Below are 20,365 nucleotides of genomic sequence, written 5' to 3'. Positions count from 1 at the left end.
CGCACCGAACGCGATGATGGCCGGCCTTCCGCTCACGCCCCGCCTGCGCGGCCTGCGCCTGGCTTTCGCCGACAGGGCCGACAGCGCTGCGGCGCTCGCGCTCTTCGAACGCGTGTTCGCACTGTCGCCGGACCACGGCGACGGCACACACGGGCCGCGGCTGCGCCTGGGCGGACCCTGGCTCGAACTGCGCGATGCGCCCGGCGACACGCTCGCCCTGCAATGCAGCGACCTCGCACGCCAGCGCACGCACCTGCAGCGCCTGGGTATCGAGCCGCTCGATGGCGTGGCGCTCGGTTGCACACCGTGCCTGCGGCTCGAGGCCGTGGACACGGGCGCCTGCGCGGTCGACCTGCAGGAAGCACCGCAGCCGATGAAAGACGCCGCCCGCGGCGCGGCCCGGCTGTGCGGCCTGACGCTGTCGGTGCGCTCGCCCGAGCGTGTCGCGCTGCATTGGGCGCAGTTGTTCCATGCGCCGCCGGCGCGCAACCCGCAGGGGCTGCCCGCCGTCGCGCTCGACGGGATCGAACTGCGCTTCGCGCTCGCGGCCGATGGCCGCACCACGGTGGCCGGCATCGACCTCGGCGTGGACGATCTCGACGGGCTGCTGCGCGAAGCGCCGTCACGCGGCGTCGCGCTGCAGCGAGAGGGGCAGCGCGGCGCCGCGTTCGACGCGCTGGGCATCCGGTTCGTGCTGCGGCCTGGGGCGTAGGCGAACGGGCGCATCGACGCCCCGTATAATTCATCGAACTATTCACGATCTTATTCGATGAACTCTCCAATGAAAGCAAGGAGCCGCGGCGATGGCGAAAGGGAAGCGCTCGTCCGCACCGTGCTTTCCCAGGGACCGCGACCTGTCGATGAATTGCTGACGCTCCTGCAGGTCAGTCAGGCAACTCTCTCACGAACTATTCAGAATTTTGGCAAGGAAGTCCTCCGTTTTCGAGAACCGGGGGTGCGCACGCCGCGCTATGCGCTCGTGCGCAACGAACCCGTGGCCTCACCCCAGCCTGTCTTCCGTGTCGGCGAGGACGGCCGGGTCACCGAAATCGGCGCCGTCAGCTTTCTCCGCGGCGGCACCTGGGTCGATCTCGGCGGGCCGGACAGCCGCTTCCACGAAGGACTGCCGCCGGCGATGGCCTTCGCCGCGCCGTCGGGCTACCTCGGTGCGCGCATCGCGAAGATCGTGTCCGCGGAATTCGGTGTTCCGTCGTCGCTGCGCGACTGGTCGGACGACCACCGGGTGAAGTTCCTGTGCGCAGCCGGTTCGGACGTGGCCGGCTCACTCATGTGGGGTGCCAGTTCGTTCGCCGCCCACATGGCAGCGCGGCAAACCGCGCCGATCGCCGACGCCGACATTCCGAGGGCCTATCTCGACCTGGCGAACGCCACGAGCCAGACGGGCGCGGGCAGCAGCGCGGGCGGCGAGCAGCCCAAGTTCACCTGCGAGGCAGAGGGTCGCGGCCATCTCATCGTGAAGTTCGCACGCGTCGGAACGCGGTCCTCGGAAATGCTCGTTTTGGAGGAACTGGCGTTGCGCGCGCTCGCGGAAGCGGGCGTGGATGCAGCGACGGCGCGCTACTTCGAAAACGATGCCTACGGCTACCTCGAGGTCGAGCGCTTCGACCGCGTGGGACGGTTCGGCCGACGAGGGATGATCTCGGCCCGCGCGATCGACGACGCGTTGTTCGGCATGCGGGACGACTGGCCCTCGTTCGCGCAGCGCTGCGAGGAAGCGGGAATGATCGGGCCCGGCTCGGTGCGGCAAGTCCTCGTGTTGACCGCTTTTTCCGAACTGATCGGGAACGTCGACCGGCACTTCGAGAATCTCTCGCTCATGACCGACGAGCGGGGGCGGCCGATCGACGTGTCGCCGGCTTACGACATGCTCCCCACGATCTACGCGCCCGTGGGCGGCGGCATCGAGCCGCCGTTGCGGCCCGTCGCGCCTTCGTTCCGTTCGCTGGGTGCCAGGCCCGACGTCTGGGCACAGGCCTTCGAGGCAGCACATGCCTTCTGGCTGGCCGCTGCCGCTGATGAAAGACTGTCCAGGCCGATGCGCAAGATCAGTGCGGGCAATGCCAAGCTGGTTGCCGAGGTTGTTGCGCCTTTGCTTCCGGCGCGCGGGGCAGAGAATGGCCAGTCCGTGGGTTAGCCTCGGCCCGTGGACTCCCTTTCTCAATTTGTCTTGGGCGCATCGGTTGGCTTGGCCACCATGGGCCGTCGCACGGCCGCCTGGAAGGCCGCTCTGTGGGGCGGGTTGGCCGGCACCCTGCCGGACCTGGATGTATTGATCGATCAGGGCGATGCCTTGCGCAACATGGTGCTTCACCGTGCCGAGTCGCATTCCCTGTTCTGGTTGACGCTTGCGTCGCCCGTTCTTGCCGCATTGCCGACATGGCTGCACGGCGAGCGAGCCGGATTCCGGCGTTGGTGGCTCGCGATGTGGCTGGTCCTGGTGACGCATCCCCTGCTGGACGCGATGACCGTTTACGGCACGCAGTTGCTGCTGCCGTTCACCGATTACCCTTTCGGCGTGGGCAGCATTTTCATCATCGACCCGCTCTACACACTGCCTTTGCTCGCAGGCGTCGTCATCGGTGTGACGCGCCGCCACTGGCGGGGCCTGCCGTCGGTGCACGCGGGCCTTGTGCTGTCGACTGCCTACCTGGCGTGGAGTGCGGCTGCGCAATGGCACGTGCGCACCACGGCGCAGGCGTCGCTCGCGGGGGCGGTCCCGCCGGCGGCAATACTGGTGACGCCAACACCCTTCAATACCTTGCTGTGGCGCATCGTGGCCATGCGGCCGGACGGGAACTACGACGAGGGCTTCCGCTCGCTATTGGACGGCGACCGCCCGATTCAATGGACGCGTTTCGCTGCGCCACCGGTGTCGGGGTCTGTGAGCACGCTGCCGCCTGTGCAGCGGCTCGCGGCGTTCTCGCACGGCTTCTACAAGGTGCATGCACGCGGCGGGCGGGCATGGGTCACGGACTTGCGCATGGGTCAGGAGCCGAACTACAGCTTTTCATTCGTCGTCGCAGAGGCGCAAGGCGGGGCGTGGCGTCCCGTGGTCCCGCGCAACGAGGGTTCGCGTGGGGACGTGCGGCGGGCGCTGGCGTGGGTCTGGGAGCGAATCTGGAGTTCGAACGTCGCAGCGCCAAGGTGACGCGCTGAAGATGGAGGCTCCACGCAGCGCGAATCAGCCCACCGCCAGCGCGCACCACCCGGCCAGCGATCCGACATACATCGGCCCTCCGCGCCAACGCGGAAACCCCTGCGTGGAAAGAAACAGATGGTCGATGTGGCTCGCGTGCGCGGCCGCGCCCTCGTCGATCAGGCGCACGCCCTCCTCCACCATCGCGCGCATCAACCGCTGCACGATCGCGTCGTCGTCGATGGGGCGTGCAGCCGCGGGCGCTGCAGGCACCTCCGTCGCCAGTTCGGGCGCAAAGCCGAATCCGCGCATCGCCCGGTCGATCGCGCGTGCGTCCACGCCGCCGGCCATCAACTGCCGCGCCGCATCGCGGTAGCGTGCCAGCATGCGCTCGGCGATGGCTGCATCGCCGGGACCCGCAGCCTTCTTCGCCGCACGCTCCGAGAAGAAGGCATGGCGCAGCGCCGCGCTCTCGGGCGTCCACACCAGGTCGGTGACGGCCTCGCGTTCGTACGCGACCGCGGCATCGAACGGCAGCCGCACCGACTGCGCCACGCAGTCGAGGCAGCGCAGCGGCGCGGGACAGTGCTGTGAACCGGCCGCGACCGCGTTGCGCGCGAAGTGCAGAAAGCCCTCGGCATCGGGATGCACGACGTGCAGTTCGCGCGAGCGCGGCAGCGGGCGCAGCGCTGCCTTCTCGCGCGCAAAGGCCACGGCCTGCGCGACCACATCCGCGGCGACGAGCACGTCGAACAGGCGTTGGCCCGGCAGCGCGAAAAGCGCCTCGGCCAGCGCGGTGTCGCCGGTCACGATCATGTTGAGCGCGGGTTCGAGCCCGATCAGGCGCGGCAACCGCTGCGTGCCCGTCGCACCCGGCAGAATGCCGATGCGCACTTCGGGCAGCGCCACCTGCGTGCGGGCCTCGACGATGCGGTAGTGGCAGCCCATCGCAAGCTCGAGCCCGCCGCCCATCACCACGCCGTGGATCGCGGCGACGATCGGCTTCTCGCAGGCTTCCACCTGCGTGATGACATCGACGAGCTCGGGCGCCGCGGTCGCCTCGGGGCGGTTGAACTCGCGGATGTCGGCGCCGCCGCAGAAGGCGCGGCCGCGGCCGGTGAGCACGACCGCGCGCACGGCGGCGTCGCCCTCGGCGCGGCGCACCGCGTCGGCGATGAAGCGCCGGTTGCCGAGCCCGAGGCTGTTGACGGGCGGGTTGTCCATGGTCAGAACGGCAATGCCGTCGCGCACTTCGTAGCTGGCGGTCACGGTGTCCTTTCGGGGCAGAGGCACAAGAGATCCGATGGCCGATGTTCATGCACGCGCGCGGCCACGGCATCAACAAGCCGCATGCGCCCGATGAAAAGCCTTCATGCACACGCCGCCCCGCGGCGCCCGGCAAGCGGCACCATTGGCGCATCCCCATTTCAGGTGCATCGCTATGCCCTCACTCACCAAAGACAACCTGCTCGACCACGTCGGCCAGCCGATCGGCACCTCGTCCTGGATCGAGGTGCCGCAGTCGCGCATCGACGCATTCGCGGAATGCACCGAAGACCGCCAGTGGATCCACCTCGACGTGGAACGCGCCCGGCGCGAAAGCCCGTTCGGCGCGCCGGTCGCACACGGCTTCCTCACGCTGTCGCTGCTGCCCATTGCCACCTACGAGCTGCTCGGCGGGCTGAACGCCACCAAGTCGGTGAACTACGGCATGGACAAGCTGCGCTTCATATCGCCGGTGCCCGCGGGCTCGCGCGTGCGCAACCACATGAAGCTGCTCGCGGCCGAGCCGCGCGACGACGGCTGGACGCTGCTGCGCACCGAGAACACGGTCGAGATCGAAGGCCAGGCCAAGCCGGCGCTCGTGGCCGTGTCGCTGGGCCTGTTCTCCTGGTCCTGACATCCCACTTTCAACACCCATCTCAACCGGAACACGCCATGGAATTCGCCTACAGCCCCAAGGTACAAGACCTGCGCGAGCGCCTGCTCGCCTTCATGGACGAACACATCTACCCGAACGAGCAGCGCCGCGAAGAAGAAGCGCACCGCTCGTACCTCAACGCACAGAACGGCGGCAGCTACACCACGCTGCCGCTGATGGAAGAACTCAAGCCCAAGGCGCGCGCCGCCGGCCTGTGGAACCTGTTCCTGCCCGAGGCCGAACATGGCGCGGGCCTCACCAACCTCGAGTACGCGCCGCTGTGCGAGATCATGGGCCGACGCTACTGGAGCGCCGAAGCCTTCAACTGCAGCGCGCCCGACACCGGCAACACCGAGGTCATCGCGCGCTACGGCTCGCCCGAGCAGCAGGCGCAGTGGCTGAAGCCGCTGCTCGAAGGCGAGATCCGCTCGTCGTTCGCGATGACCGAGCCGGCCGTGGCCTCGTCGGATGCCACCAACATCGAATGCAGCATCCGCCGCGACGGCAGCGACTACGTGATCAACGGACGCAAGTGGTACATCACGGGCGCAATGAACGAGCGCTGCAAGCTCTTCATCCTGATGGGCAAGACCGACCCCGACAACCCCGATCGGCACCGCCAGCAGTCGATGATCATCGTGCCGCGCGACACCCCGGGCGTGACCGTGCTGCGCGACATGGCGCTCATGGGCCACTACGACGCGCCCTTCGGCCATCCCGAGGTGCTGTTCGAGAACGTGCGCGTGCCGGCGTCGAACCTGCTGCTCGGCGAGGGCCGCGGCTTCGAGATTGCGCAGGGCCGGCTCGGCCCGGGCCGCATCCACCACTGCATGCGCATGATCGGCATGGCCGAGTCGGCGCTGGAGATGATGTGCGAGCGCGTGGTCTCGCGCGTGGCCTTCGGCAAGCCGCTGGCCGAGCAGGGCGTGTGGCGCGAGCGCATTGCCAAGGCGCGCATGCTGATCGACCAGACGCGCTGGATGGTGCTGCATGCGGCCTGGCGCATGGACACCGTGGGCAACAAGGTGGCGGCCAAGGAGATCGCGATGATCAAGGTGCTCGCGCCCAACAACTGCGTGCAGGTGATCGACGACGCGATGCAGGCCTTCGGCGCCGCGGGCCTGAGCCAGGACACGCTGCTGACCTCGTTCTATGCGTACGCGCGCCACCTGCGCGTGGCCGACGGCCCCGACGAGGTGCACCGCAACGCGATCGCCAAGCAGGAGCTCATGAACTACCGCGTGCCGGCCGCGGCGCGCTGAAGCGCACCGCGCGGCGGGTCATCAGTTCAGCGCCATCGGCGATGGACCACCCGCCTCCCGCAGCATGCGCCGCAGCACCTTGCCGTTTTCGGACGACGGCAGGCCGCTGCGGAAGATCACGCTGCGCGGCACCTTGTAGTGCGACATGTGCTGCAGGCACCATTCGATGATCTTCTGGTCGGCGCGGTCCTTGGTCTGGCCGGCACGCACGCGCGCGGCGGCCTCGTCCTTCAGCACCACGTAGGCCTGCACCGCCTCGCCGCGGTCGGGGTCGGGCAGGCCGACCACCGCGGCCTGGCGCACGTCGGGGTGCATGCCGAGGATGGCCTCGACCTCCTCCGGGAACACGCTGTAGCTCCAGACCTTGATCATCTCCTTGGTGCGCCCGAGGAAGGTGAGGTAGCCCTCCTCGTCGACCACGCCCACGTCGCCCGTGCGCAGCCAGCCGTCCTTCAGCATCGCCTCGGTGGCCTCGCGCTGCAGCCAGTAGCCCTTGTAGCGGATCGGCCCGCGCAGCAGGATCTCTCCGCGCTGGCCCGGCGGCAGGTCGCGCCCGGTCTCGAGGTCGACGATGCGCAGTTCGACGCCCGGCGCGGGCTTGCCGTTGGTGCCCCACTTGATGGCGTCGGGCGGCATCAGCGTGTCGCAGGTGTGGGTCTCGCTCAGGCCGTAGCCGGCCTCGTAGACCAGGCAGCCGTTGGCGAAGCGGCTCCAGCGCGCGGCCAGCGCCTGCGACAGCGGCACGCCGAAGCTCGTGCCCACCGTGGTGCGCAGGGTCGACAGGTCGTAGCTCGCCGCATCGTCGCAGGCCATGACAGAGGGCAGCGAAGGCGCCATGGTGTACCACCAGGTCACCTTGCAGGCTTCGATCGCCTGCAGCACCGCGGTGGCGTCGAAGCGGTTGAGCAGGACCACGGTGGCACCGGCGTACACGGGCAGCGCGAGGCCCGTCATCATTCCCGAGATGTGGTGCAGCGCCACGTCGGCCAGCATCACGTCGCCGGCGCCGACGCCGAAACTGTCAGCGCTCACCGCGGTCTTGTAGAGCGCGCACTCGTAGCTGATCATCGCGCCCTTGGGCAGCCCGGTGCTGCCCGAGGTGTAGGCCATCAGCGCCACGTCGTCCATCGCGATGGTGTCGGGCGGCTCGAACGGCCCGGCCGCGGCGAGTGCATCGGCAAAGTCGATGGTGCAGGCCGGCAGCGGCGGTGCGCCCTCGTGCGGCAGGCGCAGGCAGGGCGGCACGTCCACGGCCAGTGTAGCGGGCAGCATGGCGCCGCTGCGCACCGCGTAGACGTGCGCCACGGTGCGCATCGCATGCGAGCCGAGCACCACCTTGAGCAGCTCCTCGCCCGCGACGATGGCGCTCGCGTCGAGCTCGCTGAGCTGGTGCTCGAGCTCGTAGGCCTGCGCGTCGGGGTTGCAGGGGCTGACAATGGCGCCGAGCTTCTGCACGCCGAAGTGCGCGATCAGGTACTGCGGGCAGTTGTGCAGGAACAGCGCCACCACGTCGCCCTGCCCGATGCCCCGGTCGCGCAGGCTTTGCGCAAAGCGGTCGCTCAGGTCGTCGAGCTCGGCCCACGAGATTTCGCGGCCGTACCAGATCACGGCGGCCTTGTCGGGCGTGCGGCGCGCGTGCAGCCGCAGGTACTCGTGCAGCGGCCGGTGGCCGTGGCGGTAGGCGATCATGCTGGGTTGTCTCCGAGTCGGTCTGCTCGTCCGGGTGGCACCTGCGCGAGGGCCCCGGTTTGTGCACCATCATGCGGCGACGCGCCCGCCGCGGCAAGGCATGCCGATGAATATTCGGCATGCACATCCATCCGCGCGCTGCATGGAGCGCGCTGCGGATTGTTCAGGCCGCCTGGCCCGCTGCCGCCTTTTGTTTTGCAGGCACGCGGGGCGCCTCTTCTTCGGCGCTGCGCTCGCGCAGGTAGGCCAGGATCGGTGCCGTGGTGCGGTCGATCTCGTCGTGGATGCCGCGCCGCGCCACGTCGCCGTCGCGCTTGCGCAGGCCGCGCAATACCATCAACTGCGGATGCTGCTTGCGCGGCTGGCCGAGCGCATGGGTCTGCAGCGCCTTCATGAGAGGGCCGCACTGCAGCCACAGGCCCTCGACCATGCGCTGCAGCACGGGCATGCGCGCGAGCGCATACACCTCCATGTGAAAGCGCTCGGCCTCGAGCAGCTCGCCCGCGGTGTCGCCGGCCTCGCGCAGCGCGGCCATGCGCTCGTGGATGGCTTCGAGCTTTTTCACGTCTTCGGTGCCGGCGCGCGGCGCGGCGCGCGCGGCGGCCTCGCCCTCGAGCATCAGCCGCAGCGTGCGCACCTCGGCAAAGCGCTCCTCGCTCATCACGGGCACGCGCACCGAATGGTGGCCGACCTGTTCGAGCGCCTGTTCGGAAATCAGCCGGGCCAGGGCCTCGCGCACCGGCGTCGGGCTGATGCCCATCTCGGCGGCGAGGTCGCGCAGCTTGAGCTTCTCGCCCGGCGCAAAGCGGCCGGCCTTGAGGTCGCGGCAGAGGCGGTTGTAGGCCTGCGCGTTGAGGCTGTCGCGCGTGAGGGGGGTGTCTTCCATGGCGTACGGGTCGGCACGCAGCACGCGCGCCTTTCAGAAAATAGCGTATATGTTATGTCGTCTCGGGTGCGGTCAGCGGCCGGTGAAGGCCGGCGGGCGCTTCTCGAGGAAATGCGCCACGCCTTCGCGGAAATCTTCGCTCGAGAACGAAGCCTGCATCTCCTCGTCGGCGCGGCGCCATGCGGTGTCGAGGTCCTGGAACAGGCTGTCGTACACTTGGCGCTTGATCACGCCGATCGAGCGCGGCGATGCGTTCTGCGTCATCTCGCGCGCCATCGCCTGCACCTGGGCAAGGAAGCCTTGCGGGGGCAGCGGCTTCACGAGCCCCAGCGCCGCGGCCTCGGCCGTCACGACGGTGCGGCCCGACAGCAGCAGGTCGAGCGCGTTCGTCGGCCCGACCAGCCTCGGCAGCATCCACGAGATACCGTGCTCCGCGATCAGGCCGCGCTTGGCGAAGGCGGTGGTGAGCTTCTGGCCTTCGGCCATGTAGCGGAAGTCGCAGAACACCGCCATGCACAGCCCGATGCCCGCGATCGGCCCATTGATGGCCGCGAAGATCGGCTTGCGCACGCGCAGCAGGTAGCTGAAGCGCCAGGCGTAGTTGGCCTCTATGCCGCCTTCGGGCGGCGCCGCGGGCGCGGTGGCTGCATCGCCGACGTCGGCCCCCGCCGCCCCCGCCTCGAGGATGTCCATGTCGGCGCCCGCGCAGAAGCCGCGCCCCGCGCCCGTGACCACGATCGCGCGCACCGCATCGTCGACCTCGGCCGTCGCCACCGCCTGGCGGAACTCGCTTTCCATGCGGTGCGTCCATGCGTTGAGCTTGTCGGGGCGGTTCAGCGTGAGCGTGAGCACGTGGTCTTCGGTGGCGATGCGGATGTCCTGGTAGGTCATGTCTTTAACTCCCTGCGTCAAGCCTCGCCGCCGATGGTGGCGCCGCCGTCGATCACGATCGTGGTGCCGGTGATGAAGCGCCCTGCGTCGGAGCCCAGCAGCAGCGCCGCGCCCGCAATGTCCTCCGGGTCGCCGATGGCATTGAGCGGGCTCGACGCGAGCGCGGCGGCCAGCGTCTTCGGGTTGTCCCAGAGCGCCTTCGCGAAGTCGGTCTTGATCAGCCCGGGCGCGATGCAGTTGGTGCGCACGCCCTGCTTGCCCCATTCGAGCGCCAGGTTGCGCGCGAGCTGCATGTCGGCCGCCTTCGAGATCGCATAGGCGCCGAGCACGCGTGAGCCCGTGAGCCCCGCGATCGAGCTGATGATGACGATGGAGCCGCCGCCGCGCTCGGCCATGCCCGGGGCCACGCGGTTCACCAGCCACAGGTTGGAGCGGATGTTGACGTCCATCACCTTCGAGAAAGCCTCGTCGCTGATGCCCGACATCGGGCCGTAGTACGGATTGACCGCCGCGTTGCACACCAGCACGTCGACCGGCCCGAAGGCCGCCTCGGTGCGGTCGACCAGCGCGGCCACCTGCTCCTTGCTCGAGATGTTGCAGGGGATCGCCGTGGCCTCGAGCCCCTCGCCGCGCAGCTCGGCCACCAGGGCCTCGCAGGCGTCGGCCTTGCGGCTGGTCACGACGACGCGGGCGCCCGCGCGGGCATAGGCGATGGCGATTGCGCGGCCGATGCCGCGCGACGAGCCGGTGACGATGGCAGTCTTGCCCTTGAGCGAAAAGCGGTCCATGCGGGTGTCTCCTTCAGCGGTTGACGAACTTCGGTGCGCGCTTCTCGACGAAGGCGCGCGCCGCTTCCTGGTGGTCTTCGGTCATGCCGCAGCGTATATGGCGGATGGCCTCGTGGTCGAGCGCCTGCGCCAGCGTGGCACCCTGCTCGGCCGCGTTCAGGTTGGCCTTGATGTGGCCGAGCGTGATCGACGGACCGTCGGCCAGCTGCTGCGCGAGCGCGCGGCCCGCGGCGTCGAGCTCGGCGTCGGGCACCACGCGCGTGACCAGCCCCATCTGCAGCGCCTCGTCGGCCTTCACCACCGGCGACAGCAACGCGAAGGCGCGCGCACGCGGGCCCAGCAGCTTGGTCAGGAAGTAGGTGCTGCCGAAGTCGCCCGACAGCCCCACCTTGGCGAACGCCGAGGTGAGCTTGGCGGTGTCGCTCGCCAGCAGCAGGTCGCAGGCGAGCGCGAGCGACAGGCCCGCGCCCGCGGCCGCGCCGCGCACCACGGCGAGGGTGGGCTTGGGCATCTCGTGCAGCAGCCGCGCGCATTCCATGTGCTCGCGCAGCTGCAGCGTGCGCGATTCGAGCGTGTGGCGCGTGGCGTCGTCCTCGGCCATCGCCTTCACGTCGCCACCGGCGCAGAACCCGCGGCCCGCGCCGGTCAGCACGACGGCGCGCACCTCGGTGTCGACCGCCGCGCGGCGCAGCGCCGCCAGCAGCGCCTCGGTCATCGGCACGGTCAGCGCATTGAGGCGCTCGGGCCGGTTCAGCGTGAGCGTGAGCACGCCGTGCTCGAAATGCTCGACGAGCTCCTGGGTGGTGGCCATAAGGGTTTTTTCTCCTGAGTGAAGTGTGATTTGCGGTGATGGATCTCAGAGCGCGCCGCCGGCATGCAGCGCGCGCACGCGCTCTTCGCCCCAGCCGAGCCATTCGCGCAGCACCTCGTCGCCATGCGCGCCCACCGCGGGCATCGCGCTGCGAATGGCGAGCGGCGTGTCCGAGAGATGGATGGTCACGCCCTGCACCGGCACCGAGGTGGCGCCGAACGGAATCTCGGCGATCGCGCCGCGATGGCGCAGCTGCGGGTTGTCGACCACCTCGTCGATGGTCGCGACCTTGGCGCACGGCACGCCCTCGGCCTCGAGCCGCGCCACGATCTCGTCGGCCGCATGCTGCAGCATCCATTCGGCGACCAGGCCCTCGACCGCGCCGCGGTGCTCGAGGCGCGAGGCCATCGAGGCAAAGCGCGGGTCGTCCAGCAGCGCGGGCGCCTTCATGGCCCGCACCACGCGCGGGAACATGTTGTCGTCGCCGCCGACCATCAGCACGTAGCGGCCGTCACGGGTGGCGAAGGTGTTCGACGGCGCCACGAAGCGGTCGCGGTTGCCCACGCGCGTCATCGTGGTGCCGAAGAGCTTCTGCTGCGGAATGGCGGTCATGAGCATCGAGGCCGCGCTCTCGAGCAGCGACACGTCCACCAGTTGGCCCTTGCCCGAGGCATGCCGCGCGTTGAGCGCCGCGAGGATGCCGAGCGCCGCGTACATGCCGGTGGTGTAGTCGCACATGAACGAGCCGAGCATGGTGGGCGGTCCGTCGGCGGCACCCGTCAGGTCCATGAGGCCGCTCATCGCCTGCGCCACGCCGTCGAAGCACTGCTTGTCCGCCAGCGGCCCGTCCTGCCCGAAGCCCGAGATCCGCGCCATGACGAGCCGCGGGTTGAGCGCGTGCACCGCCTCCCAACCCAGGCCCATGCGCTCCATCGTGCCGGGGCGGAAATTCTCGACCAGCACGTCGGCTTCGGCCACCAGCGCGTGCAGCACGCGCTGGCCGTCGACATGGCGCAGGTCGATCGCGAGGCTCTTCTTGTTGCGGTTGACCACGAAGCTGTAGAGGCTCTGGCCTTCCACCGCCGGCAGCGCGCGGCGCGCATATTCGCCTTCGCCGGGCGGCTCGATCTTGACCACCTCGGCGCCCATGTCGCCGAGCATCATGGCGCAGTAAGGTCCCGCGATGAAGCGCGAGAGGTCGAGCACGCGCAGTCCGGCAAGCGATGTCATGGGTGGCCTTGTCTCCGTTGATTTTGTATTTGTTATATCATATTCACAACTATGGCATTCCGGGCATCCGGAGCAAAAAGGAGACAAGCCTCGATGACGAACACCCCGCCCGCACCGCCACCCGAACGCTACTTGCGCCTGCGCCAGCTCTGCCTGGTGGCGCGCGAGCTGGCCGCCGTCGAAGAAGACCTTTGCGCGGTGTTCGATGTGCGCGTGTGCCATCGCGACCCGGAGGTCGGCCAGTTCGGCCTGCACAACGCGCTCATGCCGTTCGGCAGCAGCTTCGTCGAGGTGGTGGCGCCGCTCGCCGAAGCCACCACGGCCGGGCGCTACCTGGAGCGGCGCCGCGGCGACGGCGGCTACATGGTCATTCTCGACAGCGACGCCCTGCCGCGCTGGCGGGCGCACGTGGCCGAGGTCGGCGTGCGCATCGCCGCGCCGCTCGCGCTCGGCGACTACGAGGGCATGCAGCTGCATCCGCGCGACACCGGCGGTGCGCTGCTCGAGATCAACACCACGTTGAACGGCGCCGACCTGCAGGGCGCCTACTGGCCGGCGGGGCCGCACTGGCGCGAGGCGGTGCAGCGCACTCGCGTGGTCGGCATCTCGGGCGCGGTGCTGCAGTCCGACGACCCCGCCGCACTTGCCGAACGCTGGGGGCGCATCCTCGCGCGGCCCGCCACGCGCAGCGCCGACGAGGCGGCGGGATGGGAGGTCGGTGTGGACAACGCGACGCTGCATTTCGTGCGCGCCGACGACGGCCGCGGCGAGGGCCTGCGCGGCATCGTGGTGGACGCGCGCGACCCCGACGCGATCCGAGCCGCGGCCCGCGCGCGCGGACTGCGTGCCGATGCGCAGGGCGTGCATGTCGGCGGTGTGCACTTCATCCTGCGCCCGATCAACATGGACTGAGAGGAGACACACGATGGACCTCGCCTTCACCCCCGCGGAACGCGCCTTCGCCGACGAGGTGCGTGCCTTCATCAAGGACAACCTGCCGCAGGACATCGCGCGCCGCGTGGCGCACGACCTGCACCTGCAGCGCGAGGACTTCATGCGCTGGCAGCAGATCCTCGGGCGCCGCGGCTGGCATGCGTACACCTGGCCCGTGACGCAGGGCGGCCCCGGCTGGAGCGCGACGCAGCGCTACATCTTCGAGACCATCAGCGCCGAGCTCGACTGCCCGACGATCCAGCCCTTCGGCCCGCGCATGGTCGGGCCGGTGATCTTCAATTTCGGCAGCGAGGCGCAGAAGGCGCAGCACCTGCCAGGCATCCGCGATTCCACCGTGTGGTGGTGCCAGGGCTATTCGGAGCCGGCCTCGGGCTCGGACCTCGCCTCGCTCGCCGCCCGCGCCGAGGACCGTGGCGACCACTACCTCGTCAACGGCCAGAAGATCTGGACCTCGTACGCGCACTATGCCGACTGGATGTTCTGCCTGGTGCGCACCCGCCGCGAGGCGAAGGCGCAGCACGGCATCTCGTTCCTGCTGATCGACATGAAGACGCCCGGCATCGTGGTGCAGCCGATCCCCATGCTCGAAGGGACGCATTCGTTCAACGCCGTATTCCTCACCGACGTGAAGGTGCCCAAGGCCAACCTCGTCGGCGAGGAGGGCCAGGGCTGGACGTACGCCAAGTTCCTGCTCGAGCACGAGCGCGTCGAAAACTCCAACATCGGCTTCTCCACCTTCGCGATGCGCCGGCTGCACCGCATCGCTTCGGCCACCCTGCACCGCGGCCGGCCGCTCATCGAAGACCCGGTGTTCCGCGCCAAGGTCTCGGCCACCGAGGCACAGCTGAAGGCGCTCGAGATGACCACGCTGCGTGCGCTGTCGAGCATGGGCAGCGGCAGCTCGCCCGGGGCGGGTCTGGCATCGGCGCTCAAGATCCGCGGCACCGAAATCGGCCAGCGCATCACCGAGCTGGTCTTCGAGGCGGCCGGCCCCGAGAGCCAGGTGCTCGATGCGGCCGAGGCCCGCGGCGACGGCGATCTCGACGGCCTCGGTGCGAGCCTGCATGGCGCGGCGCCCAACTACTTCTGGCGCCGTGCGATGTCGATCTACGGCGGCAGCAACGAGATCCAGCGCAACATCATCGCCAAACGGGAGCTGGGGTTGTAAGCTGGCGCCATGGCATCGGGCACCTGGGACCTCGAACGCTTCGTGGCGGCGCAGGCGCCCGTCTGGGCGCAGGTTTGCGCCGAGCTCGCCGCGGGGCGCAAACAGAGCCATTGGATGTGGTTCGTCTTTCCGCAACTGCGCGCCCTCGGCCGCAGCGCCACCGCCAGGTTCTTCGGGCTCGAAGATGCGGACGAGGCCGCCGCCTACTGGGCGCACCCGCTGCTCTCGCAGAGCCTGCGGCAGTGCGCGCAGATGGTGCTCGCCATCGAGGGCCGGAGCGCGCACGCGGTCTTCGGTTCGCCCGACGATCTGAAGCTGCGTTCGTGCATGACGCTGTTCGAGGCGGTCGCACCCGGCGAGCCGGTGTTCCGCGATGTGCTCTCGCGCTTCTACGAGGACGTGCGGGACCCGGCCACGCTAGAACTTCTCGGGCGAGACGATGCGGCGCGGCTTCAGCCGCCCGCGGCGTAGCCCTTCGCCCTTGTCCGACCCGCACTCGGGCGGCCGGCGTGCAAGCGGCCGCCGGCGCAGCGCCGAGCATGCCGGATCAGGCCGGCGTCGAGCCTTGCCGGCCATTGTAGGAGACCTCGCCCATGTCAGCCGATAACCCCACGTCTGCCGAACCCACCCGCCATCCCGCCGCGCCGCTGCGCGGCAAGACCATCGTCCTTACCGGTGCCTCCAGCGGGATCGGTCATGCGGCCGCGCTCGCGTTCGCCGCCCAGGGCGCCTCGCTGGTGCTCGCGGCGCGCGCATCGGGCGCGCTGCAGTCCGTGGCCGATGCCTGCGTGGCGCTCGGCGCGCCCGCGGTGGCGGTGCCCACCGACGTAACCGATGCCACGGCCGTGGCGGAACTCGCGCGCACCGCGATCCTGCGCTTCGGCCGCGTCGACGTGTGGATCAACAACGTAGGCGTCGGCGCGGTGGGCCGGTTCGAGGACACGCCGATGGACGCCCATCGGCGCGTGATCGAGACCAACCTGCTCGGCCACATCCACGGCGCGCACGCGATCGTGCCGCACTTCCGGGCGCGCCGCGGCGGCACGCTCATCAACATGATCTCGATCGGCGGCTGGGTGTCGGCGCCGTTCGCCACCGCGTACAGCGCCAGCAAGTTCGGGCTGCGCGGGTTCTCGGAAGCGCTGCGCGCCGAGCTGCGCGACATGCCGCAGGTGCATGTCTGCGAGGTGTTCCCCACCTTCGTCGACAGCCCCGGCATGGCCCATGGCGCCAACTACACCGGCCGCAGTGTGGGGCCGCCGCCGCCGATGGTCGATCCGCGCCGCGTGGCCGACGCGCTGGTCGAACTGGCCGGCGCCACGCGGCCGCGTCGGCGCACCTACATCGGCGCGCCGGCGCGCCTGGGCATCCTGGCGCACGCGCTCGCGCCCGACCTGCTGGCGCGCTCGATGCGCTGGCTCACGCAAACGCTGCAGCGGCGCGCGCAGCCCGTGGCGCCGAGCGACGGCAACCTGTTCGATGCCTCGCGCGGGCATGCGATCGACGGCGGCTTCCGCGCCGCATCGAAGCCGGCGACCAAGGCGACGACACTCGGCCTCGCCGGCGCAACACTGGTGCTGCTGGCCGTCGCGGTCCGCTCGGGGCGCCGCCGGCGCAACGCGCGGCGGCCCTCAGCTCTTTGAGGCGGTGCGCTCGGCGTTGGTGGTGCTGCGCGAGCCCTTGAGGTGCAGCTCGATGTCGGAGGCCTTGGTGCCGACGACGCCGATCGCCTCTTGCACCTGCTCGGGCGTGGCGTCGAGCTTCTTCGCCAATGCCTCGATGGCCGCGCTGTCATCGGCGTTGACGGTCTGGGGAGTGGTCGTGTCTTGCGGGTTCATGGCTCCAGGCTAAGGGCGCCACAGGCACGCCGCGTCGGCCTGCGGCGTGGTGCGCCGTAGGAATAGCGGAGACCTGCGCGACGCGGCCCGTTTCAGATGAACGGCACCCCGCCCGTGACCGGGATCGTCGCGCCCGAGATGTAGCTGCCCTCATCGGACGCCAGCAGCACATAGACGGCCTGCAGCTCGCGCGGCTGGCCGGGCCGCTTCATCGGCGTCTGCGAACCGAATTCCTTCACCTTCTCGGGCGGCATCGTCGAGGGGATCAGCGGCGTCCAGAACGGACCGGGCGCGACGCAGTTCACCCGGATGCCCTTGTCTGCCAGCAGTTGGGCCATGCCGCCCGACATGTTCTGGATCGCGCCCTTGGTCGCCGCGTAGGCCACGAGGGTCGCGTTCGGCTTGTCGGCGTTGACCGAGGCGGTGCTGATGATCGCGCTGCCGGGTTTCATGTGCGGCACCGCGGCCTTGCAAAGGAAAAAGTTCGCATAGACGTTGGTGCGGAAGGTGCGCTCGAACTCCTCGGCCGATATCTCGTCGAGGGATGCGTGCGACATCTGGAAGGCCGCGTTGTTGACCAGCACGTCGAGCCCGCCAAGGCGTTCGACCGTCTGCTGCACCAGGTGCCGGCAGTGCGCCTCGTCGCGGATGTCGCCCGGCAGGGCCAGGCAGCGCCGGCCGGCGGCCTCCACGACGCGCACGGTGACCTGCGCATCCGACTCTTCCTCGGGCAGGTAGGAGATCGCCACGTCGGCGCCTTCGCGGGCGAAGGCCAGCGCGACCGCTCGGCCGATGCCGCTGTCGCCGCCGGTCACGAGTGCCGCCTTACCCGCGAGCTTGCCCGAACCGACGTACGAGTCCTCGCCGAAATCCGGCGCCGGCGTCATGGCGGATTCGAGGCCCGGCGGCTGCTGCGCGGGCGTGGGAAGGGGTGGCTTCGGACCTGCGTCCTTGGGGTGGGTCATGGGTGAGGCTCCTGGGCAAGAGAGAGAAAGAGGCACGGCATGGCGCCGGCCGGTCCCTCAGGTTGGCGCCGCGCTTCGACCGGTGCGTAGGCGCCGGGCGCATGGCCGCGTCGTCTGGCGCTGAACCCCGCGCCCGCGATGCCCGGAAACCGCCCCCTTCAAGGCCCCGTGCGGCATGCCGCGCGCACGAGGCGCGCCGTCGGATTCGGCGACATCCCGGCGAAACGCATGGGTCGCGGCGATTCCGCGTAGTCGGCTTCGTGGTGGGAAGCACCCCGCCACAGCGGCTCGGCGTAGTAGCGCGCCTGCAAGTAAGCCGCGCTCTTCGCACCGCAATCGAACACCACGCGCGATTCGTAGGAGCGATAGGGAATGCCGTCCCAGTTGTAGCGCGGAGCCGAGCGGCTCACCCGCACGGCGAGCTCGATGCCGCCCTCGGAGCGTGCGGCGCCCTGCTTCACACCGCTCAGATCGACCTGCACCGTGTCGGCGGACCGGTCGAGCGGATCGCCCGCGACGGTGAACCATGCCGGCTCGGCCGCGGCCAGGCCGCAACCCGTTGCCAGACTCGCAAGACCCGCCAGCCTTGCCAGACTTCCCGCCAGACGCCACTGCCTCACGCTGCTCTCCTCGTCCCGTCACTCCGGCGGCCGCAGACCCCGTGTCCGCGCCATCCGGTTCCCCGCCCGACTTTAGCGAAAAGCCGCGACCGGCGGTTTCAGGCCTCGCCGGAGGTCCCGATGCTCCACAGCCGCAGCGCCATGTGGATCTCGAGCGCGCGGCTCGCGCTGCCCCAGTGCCCCAACAGCTCCTCGATCGTCGCGAGCCGCTGGCGCACGGTGTTGACGTGGATGGCCATGCGCGCCGCGGTGGACTTGGCGTTCTGGTTGCAATCGAAGTAGGCCAGCAGCGTCGCAGTCAGCTCCGAGCCGCGCTTGCGGTCGTGCGTCATCACCGCACCGATGGTCGCATCGAGAAAGGCACTGAGGCTCGCCTGGTCGTGCGTCTCGAACAGCACAGAGTAGAGCGCCATCTCGTTCTGCCCGACGATGCTGCCGCGCATGCCGAGGCGCCCGAGCACCGCCAGAGCGCGCCGCAGCGCCGCGTAGAGCGCGGGCAGCTCGGCCGGCGACCGCACCGGCCGCGAGAGCACGCCGCGGTAGGCGTCGCCGAGCTCGCCGCGCGCGAACGCAGTGACTTCGGCGAGCACGTCCTGCGCCCGCGTCGCACCGCACACGAGCGCCAGCACGCCGTCGACCTCGTCGAGCACATGCGCGAAGCGCTGCGTGCCCGCACGCAGGCGGCGGGCCCAGAAGCCCGGCCGCGGTTCGGCCATCTCCACGAGCAACAGCGACACCGGCTGGGACAAATCGAGGTCGAAGCGTTCGGCGCGGTCGCGCGTCACGGCCGGCTCGTCCTGCCGCGGCGAGACCAGCGTGCGCAGCAGCGCCGATACCTCTCGGCTCTTGCCAGCCTCGACGCGTTCCTGCGAGAGCAGCACGATGCCGATGACGCTCGAGCTGCGCTCGAAGGTCCGCAGCGACACCTCGCGCAGGTCCTCGTGTCGGAACAGCAGCACGGCGCCCAGCACGTCGTCGCCGCCGAGCACCGCGATCACGCGGCACAGCTCGCCGCCTGCTGAAAATGCCACGGCCGAGCGGCCCGCGCGGCGGCTCTCGCGCAGCGCCTTCGCAAGCGCCGCGCTGTGCGCATCGTGCGGCGCGTAGTCGTCGGCTGCACGGCCCGCATAACCGGCCGCACGCCCGCGGCCGATGACCTGGAAGGCCTCGTCGAGTACCAGCACGCTGCCGTCGAGCAGCTGCGCTACCGACTGGCACAACGCACCGAGCGACGCGCCCTGCGCCAGCAGCGAGGTCAGCTGCTCGTGCGCCTCGGCGGCGCCCTGCACGTCGCGCACATGCCGCTCCAGCTCGCTGCGCGCGAGGTCGGCCTTCTCGAGCGCTTCCTTCGACGCGGCGAAGGCCTTGGCATTGTTGATCGCGACCGCCGCATGCGTGGCGAGCGTGCACAGGATCGACACGTTGAGCGCGGTGTGCGTGCGGTGGTAGCGGTCGGCCACGAAGAGCAGCCCGATCACGTTGTCGTCGCAGATCAGCGGCGCGCCCACGAGCGCGGCCACGCCCTCGTCGCGGAAGGTGTCGTCGAGCTTCGGGTCGTGCACGAAGCGGTTGTCGTGCAGGTAGTCGGGCGTGAAGAACGGCAGCCGCGTGGACATCACCACGCCCGCGACGCCGAGGCTCCGGCCCGCGGTCATCCGGCCGGTGCGCTGCGAGATCGCGCCGTCGGCCACCACCACCTGGAATTCGCCGCTGTCGTTGTCGTAGATCGTGAGCCAGCACAGGTGCGACCCCATGAGGTTGCGCGCGCGCACGACGATCGCCTTGAGCAGTCCCGCGAGGTCGAGGCGGCTCGACAGGTCCTGCGCCGACTCGATGACCGCGAGCATGCCGCGTTCGCGGTGCTCGTGCACCTCGAGCCGGTTGCGCAGCGCCATCGCCATGCGCACCAGTTCCACCAGGCCGGTCTTGCGCTGCAGCGCGTCGGGCAGCGCCTCGACGCGTGCGAGCCGCGCCGCGAACTCCTCGGCCGGCGCATTCCGGTGCAGCAGGCTGACGAGCTCGGCGGCGATCTCGTCGGCCGCCAGCGATGCAGCGGCAGGGCTCGGCGCCACGCTGCGCGGCCGTTCGGAAGGGGGGAGTGACATAGGGCCGCGAAGGCTAGCAGAAGCGCGCCGCCATGCCCATGGGTCCGAGCCCCAGGCGGGTGATCACATCGCGACGTGGC

At 70.0% G+C, this 20,365-nt stretch carries 20 protein-coding genes; 9 read left to right on the top strand and 11 right to left on the bottom strand.

From position 1 onward, the window contains the following. Positions 1 to 13 precede the first annotated feature (13 nt). The 3 genes from AC3A6G_RS15490 to AC3A6G_RS15480 all read left to right on the top strand — a co-directional run bounded on the left by AC3A6G_RS15490 (position 14) and on the right by AC3A6G_RS15480 (position 3,169). Complete coding sequence (locus tag AC3A6G_RS15490; RefSeq protein WP_487873974.1) at positions 14 to 712, top strand: hypothetical protein; 699 nt, start codon at positions 14 to 16, stop codon at positions 710 to 712. Between the two features lie 69 nt (positions 713 to 781). Continuing rightward, a complete protein-coding gene (locus AC3A6G_RS15485) occupies positions 782 to 2,155 on the top strand; it encodes a HipA domain-containing protein (protein WP_487873973.1) in 1,374 nt (457 codons plus the stop codon). Positions 2,156 to 2,164: 9 nt separating this feature from the next. Further along, the gene (locus AC3A6G_RS15480; RefSeq protein ID WP_487873972.1) at positions 2,165 to 3,169 is read left to right on the top strand and encodes a metal-dependent hydrolase; all 1,005 of its coding nucleotides are present in this window, start codon (positions 2,165 to 2,167) and stop codon (positions 3,167 to 3,169) included. A 33-nt stretch (positions 3,170 to 3,202) separates the two neighbouring features. On the opposite strand, the gene AC3A6G_RS15475 is transcribed toward AC3A6G_RS15480, so the two are convergent. Then, entirely contained in the window at positions 3,203 to 4,426 is a 1,224-nt protein-coding gene (locus tag AC3A6G_RS15475; protein WP_487873971.1) for an enoyl-CoA hydratase-related protein, read from the bottom strand. A 172-nt stretch (positions 4,427 to 4,598) separates the two neighbouring features. Between AC3A6G_RS15475 and AC3A6G_RS15470 the strand changes: the two genes are divergently transcribed. Further along, positions 4,599 to 5,057 (top strand): MaoC family dehydratase, encoded by a 459-nt coding sequence (locus tag AC3A6G_RS15470; RefSeq protein ID WP_487873970.1) that lies wholly within the window; start codon positions 4,599 to 4,601, stop codon positions 5,055 to 5,057. Positions 5,058 to 5,095: 38 nt separating this feature from the next. Then, on the top strand, positions 5,096 to 6,340 hold the full coding sequence (locus AC3A6G_RS15465; protein WP_487873969.1) for an acyl-CoA dehydrogenase family protein: 1,245 nt from the start codon (positions 5,096 to 5,098) through the stop codon (positions 6,338 to 6,340). 21 nt (positions 6,341 to 6,361) lie between these two features. Here AC3A6G_RS15465 and AC3A6G_RS15460 read toward each other — a convergent pair whose 3' ends face one another. From AC3A6G_RS15460 to AC3A6G_RS15435, 6 genes are all read right to left on the bottom strand, one after another. Continuing rightward, the gene (locus tag AC3A6G_RS15460; RefSeq protein WP_487873968.1) at positions 6,362 to 8,029 is read right to left on the bottom strand and encodes an AMP-binding protein; all 1,668 of its coding nucleotides are present in this window, start codon (positions 8,027 to 8,029) and stop codon (positions 6,362 to 6,364) included. Between the two features lie 163 nt (positions 8,030 to 8,192). Then, positions 8,193 to 8,915: a GntR family transcriptional regulator gene (locus AC3A6G_RS15455; protein ID WP_487873967.1), complete on the bottom strand. Its 723-nt coding sequence runs from the start codon at positions 8,913 to 8,915 to the stop codon at positions 8,193 to 8,195. A 72-nt stretch (positions 8,916 to 8,987) separates the two neighbouring features. Beyond that, positions 8,988 to 9,806, bottom strand: coding sequence for an enoyl-CoA hydratase (locus AC3A6G_RS15450; RefSeq protein WP_487873966.1), 819 nt, complete (start codon positions 9,804 to 9,806; stop codon positions 8,988 to 8,990). A gap of 17 nt (positions 9,807 to 9,823) precedes the next feature. Continuing rightward, positions 9,824 to 10,594 carry an SDR family NAD(P)-dependent oxidoreductase gene (locus tag AC3A6G_RS15445; RefSeq protein ID WP_487862954.1) on the bottom strand — a complete coding sequence of 257 codons (771 nt, stop codon included), beginning with the start codon at positions 10,592 to 10,594 and terminating at the stop codon, positions 9,824 to 9,826. A 13-nt stretch (positions 10,595 to 10,607) separates the two neighbouring features. Beyond that, entirely contained in the window at positions 10,608 to 11,405 is a 798-nt protein-coding gene (locus tag AC3A6G_RS15440) for an enoyl-CoA hydratase-related protein (RefSeq protein WP_487862955.1), read from the bottom strand. A 45-nt stretch (positions 11,406 to 11,450) separates the two neighbouring features. Then, entirely contained in the window at positions 11,451 to 12,635 is a 1,185-nt protein-coding gene (locus tag AC3A6G_RS15435; RefSeq protein WP_487873965.1) for a CaiB/BaiF CoA transferase family protein, read from the bottom strand. A 93-nt stretch (positions 12,636 to 12,728) separates the two neighbouring features. Between AC3A6G_RS15435 and AC3A6G_RS15430 the strand changes: the two genes are divergently transcribed. The 4 genes from AC3A6G_RS15430 (at position 12,729) to AC3A6G_RS15415 (ending at position 16,400) form a co-directional block, all read left to right on the top strand. Further along, complete coding sequence (locus AC3A6G_RS15430; protein ID WP_487873964.1) at positions 12,729 to 13,547, top strand: VOC family protein; 819 nt, start codon at positions 12,729 to 12,731, stop codon at positions 13,545 to 13,547. A 13-nt stretch (positions 13,548 to 13,560) separates the two neighbouring features. Then, positions 13,561 to 14,757, top strand: coding sequence for an acyl-CoA dehydrogenase family protein (locus AC3A6G_RS15425; RefSeq protein ID WP_487862958.1), 1,197 nt, complete (start codon positions 13,561 to 13,563; stop codon positions 14,755 to 14,757). 9 nt (positions 14,758 to 14,766) lie between these two features. After that, complete coding sequence (locus AC3A6G_RS15420; protein WP_487862959.1) at positions 14,767 to 15,228, top strand: DUF1810 domain-containing protein; 462 nt, start codon at positions 14,767 to 14,769, stop codon at positions 15,226 to 15,228. 122 nt (positions 15,229 to 15,350) lie between these two features. Next, positions 15,351 to 16,400, top strand: a complete 1,050-nt coding sequence (locus AC3A6G_RS15415) for an SDR family oxidoreductase (RefSeq protein WP_487873963.1) — start codon at positions 15,351 to 15,353, stop codon at positions 16,398 to 16,400. On the opposite strand, the gene AC3A6G_RS15410 is transcribed toward AC3A6G_RS15415, so the two are convergent. The 4 genes from AC3A6G_RS15410 to AC3A6G_RS15395 all read right to left on the bottom strand — a co-directional run bounded on the left by AC3A6G_RS15410 (position 16,389) and on the right by AC3A6G_RS15395 (position 20,285). Further along, on the bottom strand, positions 16,389 to 16,595 hold the full coding sequence (locus AC3A6G_RS15410; protein WP_487862961.1) for a DUF3606 domain-containing protein: 207 nt from the start codon (positions 16,593 to 16,595) through the stop codon (positions 16,389 to 16,391). The genes AC3A6G_RS15415 and AC3A6G_RS15410 overlap by 12 nt on opposite strands. Positions 16,596 to 16,687: 92 nt before the next feature. Beyond that, complete coding sequence (locus tag AC3A6G_RS15405) at positions 16,688 to 17,560, bottom strand: SDR family oxidoreductase (protein WP_487862962.1); 873 nt, start codon at positions 17,558 to 17,560, stop codon at positions 16,688 to 16,690. A gap of 158 nt (positions 17,561 to 17,718) precedes the next feature. After that, positions 17,719 to 18,180, bottom strand: coding sequence for a surface-adhesin E family protein (locus tag AC3A6G_RS15400; RefSeq protein ID WP_487873962.1), 462 nt, complete (start codon positions 18,178 to 18,180; stop codon positions 17,719 to 17,721). Between the two features lie 98 nt (positions 18,181 to 18,278). Then, positions 18,279 to 20,285, bottom strand: a complete 2,007-nt coding sequence (locus AC3A6G_RS15395) for a helix-turn-helix domain-containing protein (protein ID WP_487873961.1) — start codon at positions 20,283 to 20,285, stop codon at positions 18,279 to 18,281. Positions 20,286 to 20,365 lie beyond the last annotated feature (80 nt).

This window comes from Variovorax sp. Soil_C_26, assembly GCF_057657075.1.
Note: the sequence above shows the minus strand (reverse complement) of the source record. Positions and strands in the feature narration are given on the sequence as shown.

What these genes read in the sequence shown, in the direction of transcription:
- AC3A6G_RS15405 (WP_487862962.1), bottom strand. Translation starts at nt 17,560, where the DNA reads ATGACCCACCCCAAGGACGCAGGTCCGAAGCCACCCCTTCCCACGCCC.
- AC3A6G_RS15425 (WP_487862958.1), top strand. Translation starts at nt 13,561, where the DNA reads ATGGACCTCGCCTTCACCCCCGCGGAACGCGCCTTCGCCGACGAGGTG.
- AC3A6G_RS15460 (WP_487873968.1), bottom strand. Translation starts at nt 8,029, where the DNA reads ATGATCGCCTACCGCCACGGCCACCGGCCGCTGCACGAGTACCTGCGG.
- AC3A6G_RS15490 (WP_487873974.1), top strand. Translation starts at nt 14, where the DNA reads ATGATGGCCGGCCTTCCGCTCACGCCCCGCCTGCGCGGCCTGCGCCTG.
- AC3A6G_RS15450 (WP_487873966.1), bottom strand. Translation starts at nt 9,806, where the DNA reads ATGACCTACCAGGACATCCGCATCGCCACCGAAGACCACGTGCTCACG.
- AC3A6G_RS15430 (WP_487873964.1), top strand. Translation starts at nt 12,729, where the DNA reads ATGACGAACACCCCGCCCGCACCGCCACCCGAACGCTACTTGCGCCTG.
- AC3A6G_RS15470 (WP_487873970.1), top strand. Translation starts at nt 4,599, where the DNA reads ATGCCCTCACTCACCAAAGACAACCTGCTCGACCACGTCGGCCAGCCG.
- AC3A6G_RS15435 (WP_487873965.1), bottom strand. Translation starts at nt 12,635, where the DNA reads ATGACATCGCTTGCCGGACTGCGCGTGCTCGACCTCTCGCGCTTCATC.
- AC3A6G_RS15415 (WP_487873963.1), top strand. Translation starts at nt 15,351, where the DNA reads ATGTCAGCCGATAACCCCACGTCTGCCGAACCCACCCGCCATCCCGCC.
- AC3A6G_RS15440 (WP_487862955.1), bottom strand. Translation starts at nt 11,405, where the DNA reads ATGGCCACCACCCAGGAGCTCGTCGAGCATTTCGAGCACGGCGTGCTC.
- AC3A6G_RS15395 (WP_487873961.1), bottom strand. Translation starts at nt 20,285, where the DNA reads ATGTCACTCCCCCCTTCCGAACGGCCGCGCAGCGTGGCGCCGAGCCCT.
- AC3A6G_RS15485 (WP_487873973.1), top strand. Translation starts at nt 782, where the DNA reads ATGAAAGCAAGGAGCCGCGGCGATGGCGAAAGGGAAGCGCTCGTCCGC.
- AC3A6G_RS15465 (WP_487873969.1), top strand. Translation starts at nt 5,096, where the DNA reads ATGGAATTCGCCTACAGCCCCAAGGTACAAGACCTGCGCGAGCGCCTG.
- AC3A6G_RS15455 (WP_487873967.1), bottom strand. Translation starts at nt 8,915, where the DNA reads ATGGAAGACACCCCCCTCACGCGCGACAGCCTCAACGCGCAGGCCTAC.
- AC3A6G_RS15410 (WP_487862961.1), bottom strand. Translation starts at nt 16,595, where the DNA reads ATGAACCCGCAAGACACGACCACTCCCCAGACCGTCAACGCCGATGAC.
- AC3A6G_RS15445 (WP_487862954.1), bottom strand. Translation starts at nt 10,594, where the DNA reads ATGGACCGCTTTTCGCTCAAGGGCAAGACTGCCATCGTCACCGGCTCG.
- AC3A6G_RS15420 (WP_487862959.1), top strand. Translation starts at nt 14,767, where the DNA reads ATGGCATCGGGCACCTGGGACCTCGAACGCTTCGTGGCGGCGCAGGCG.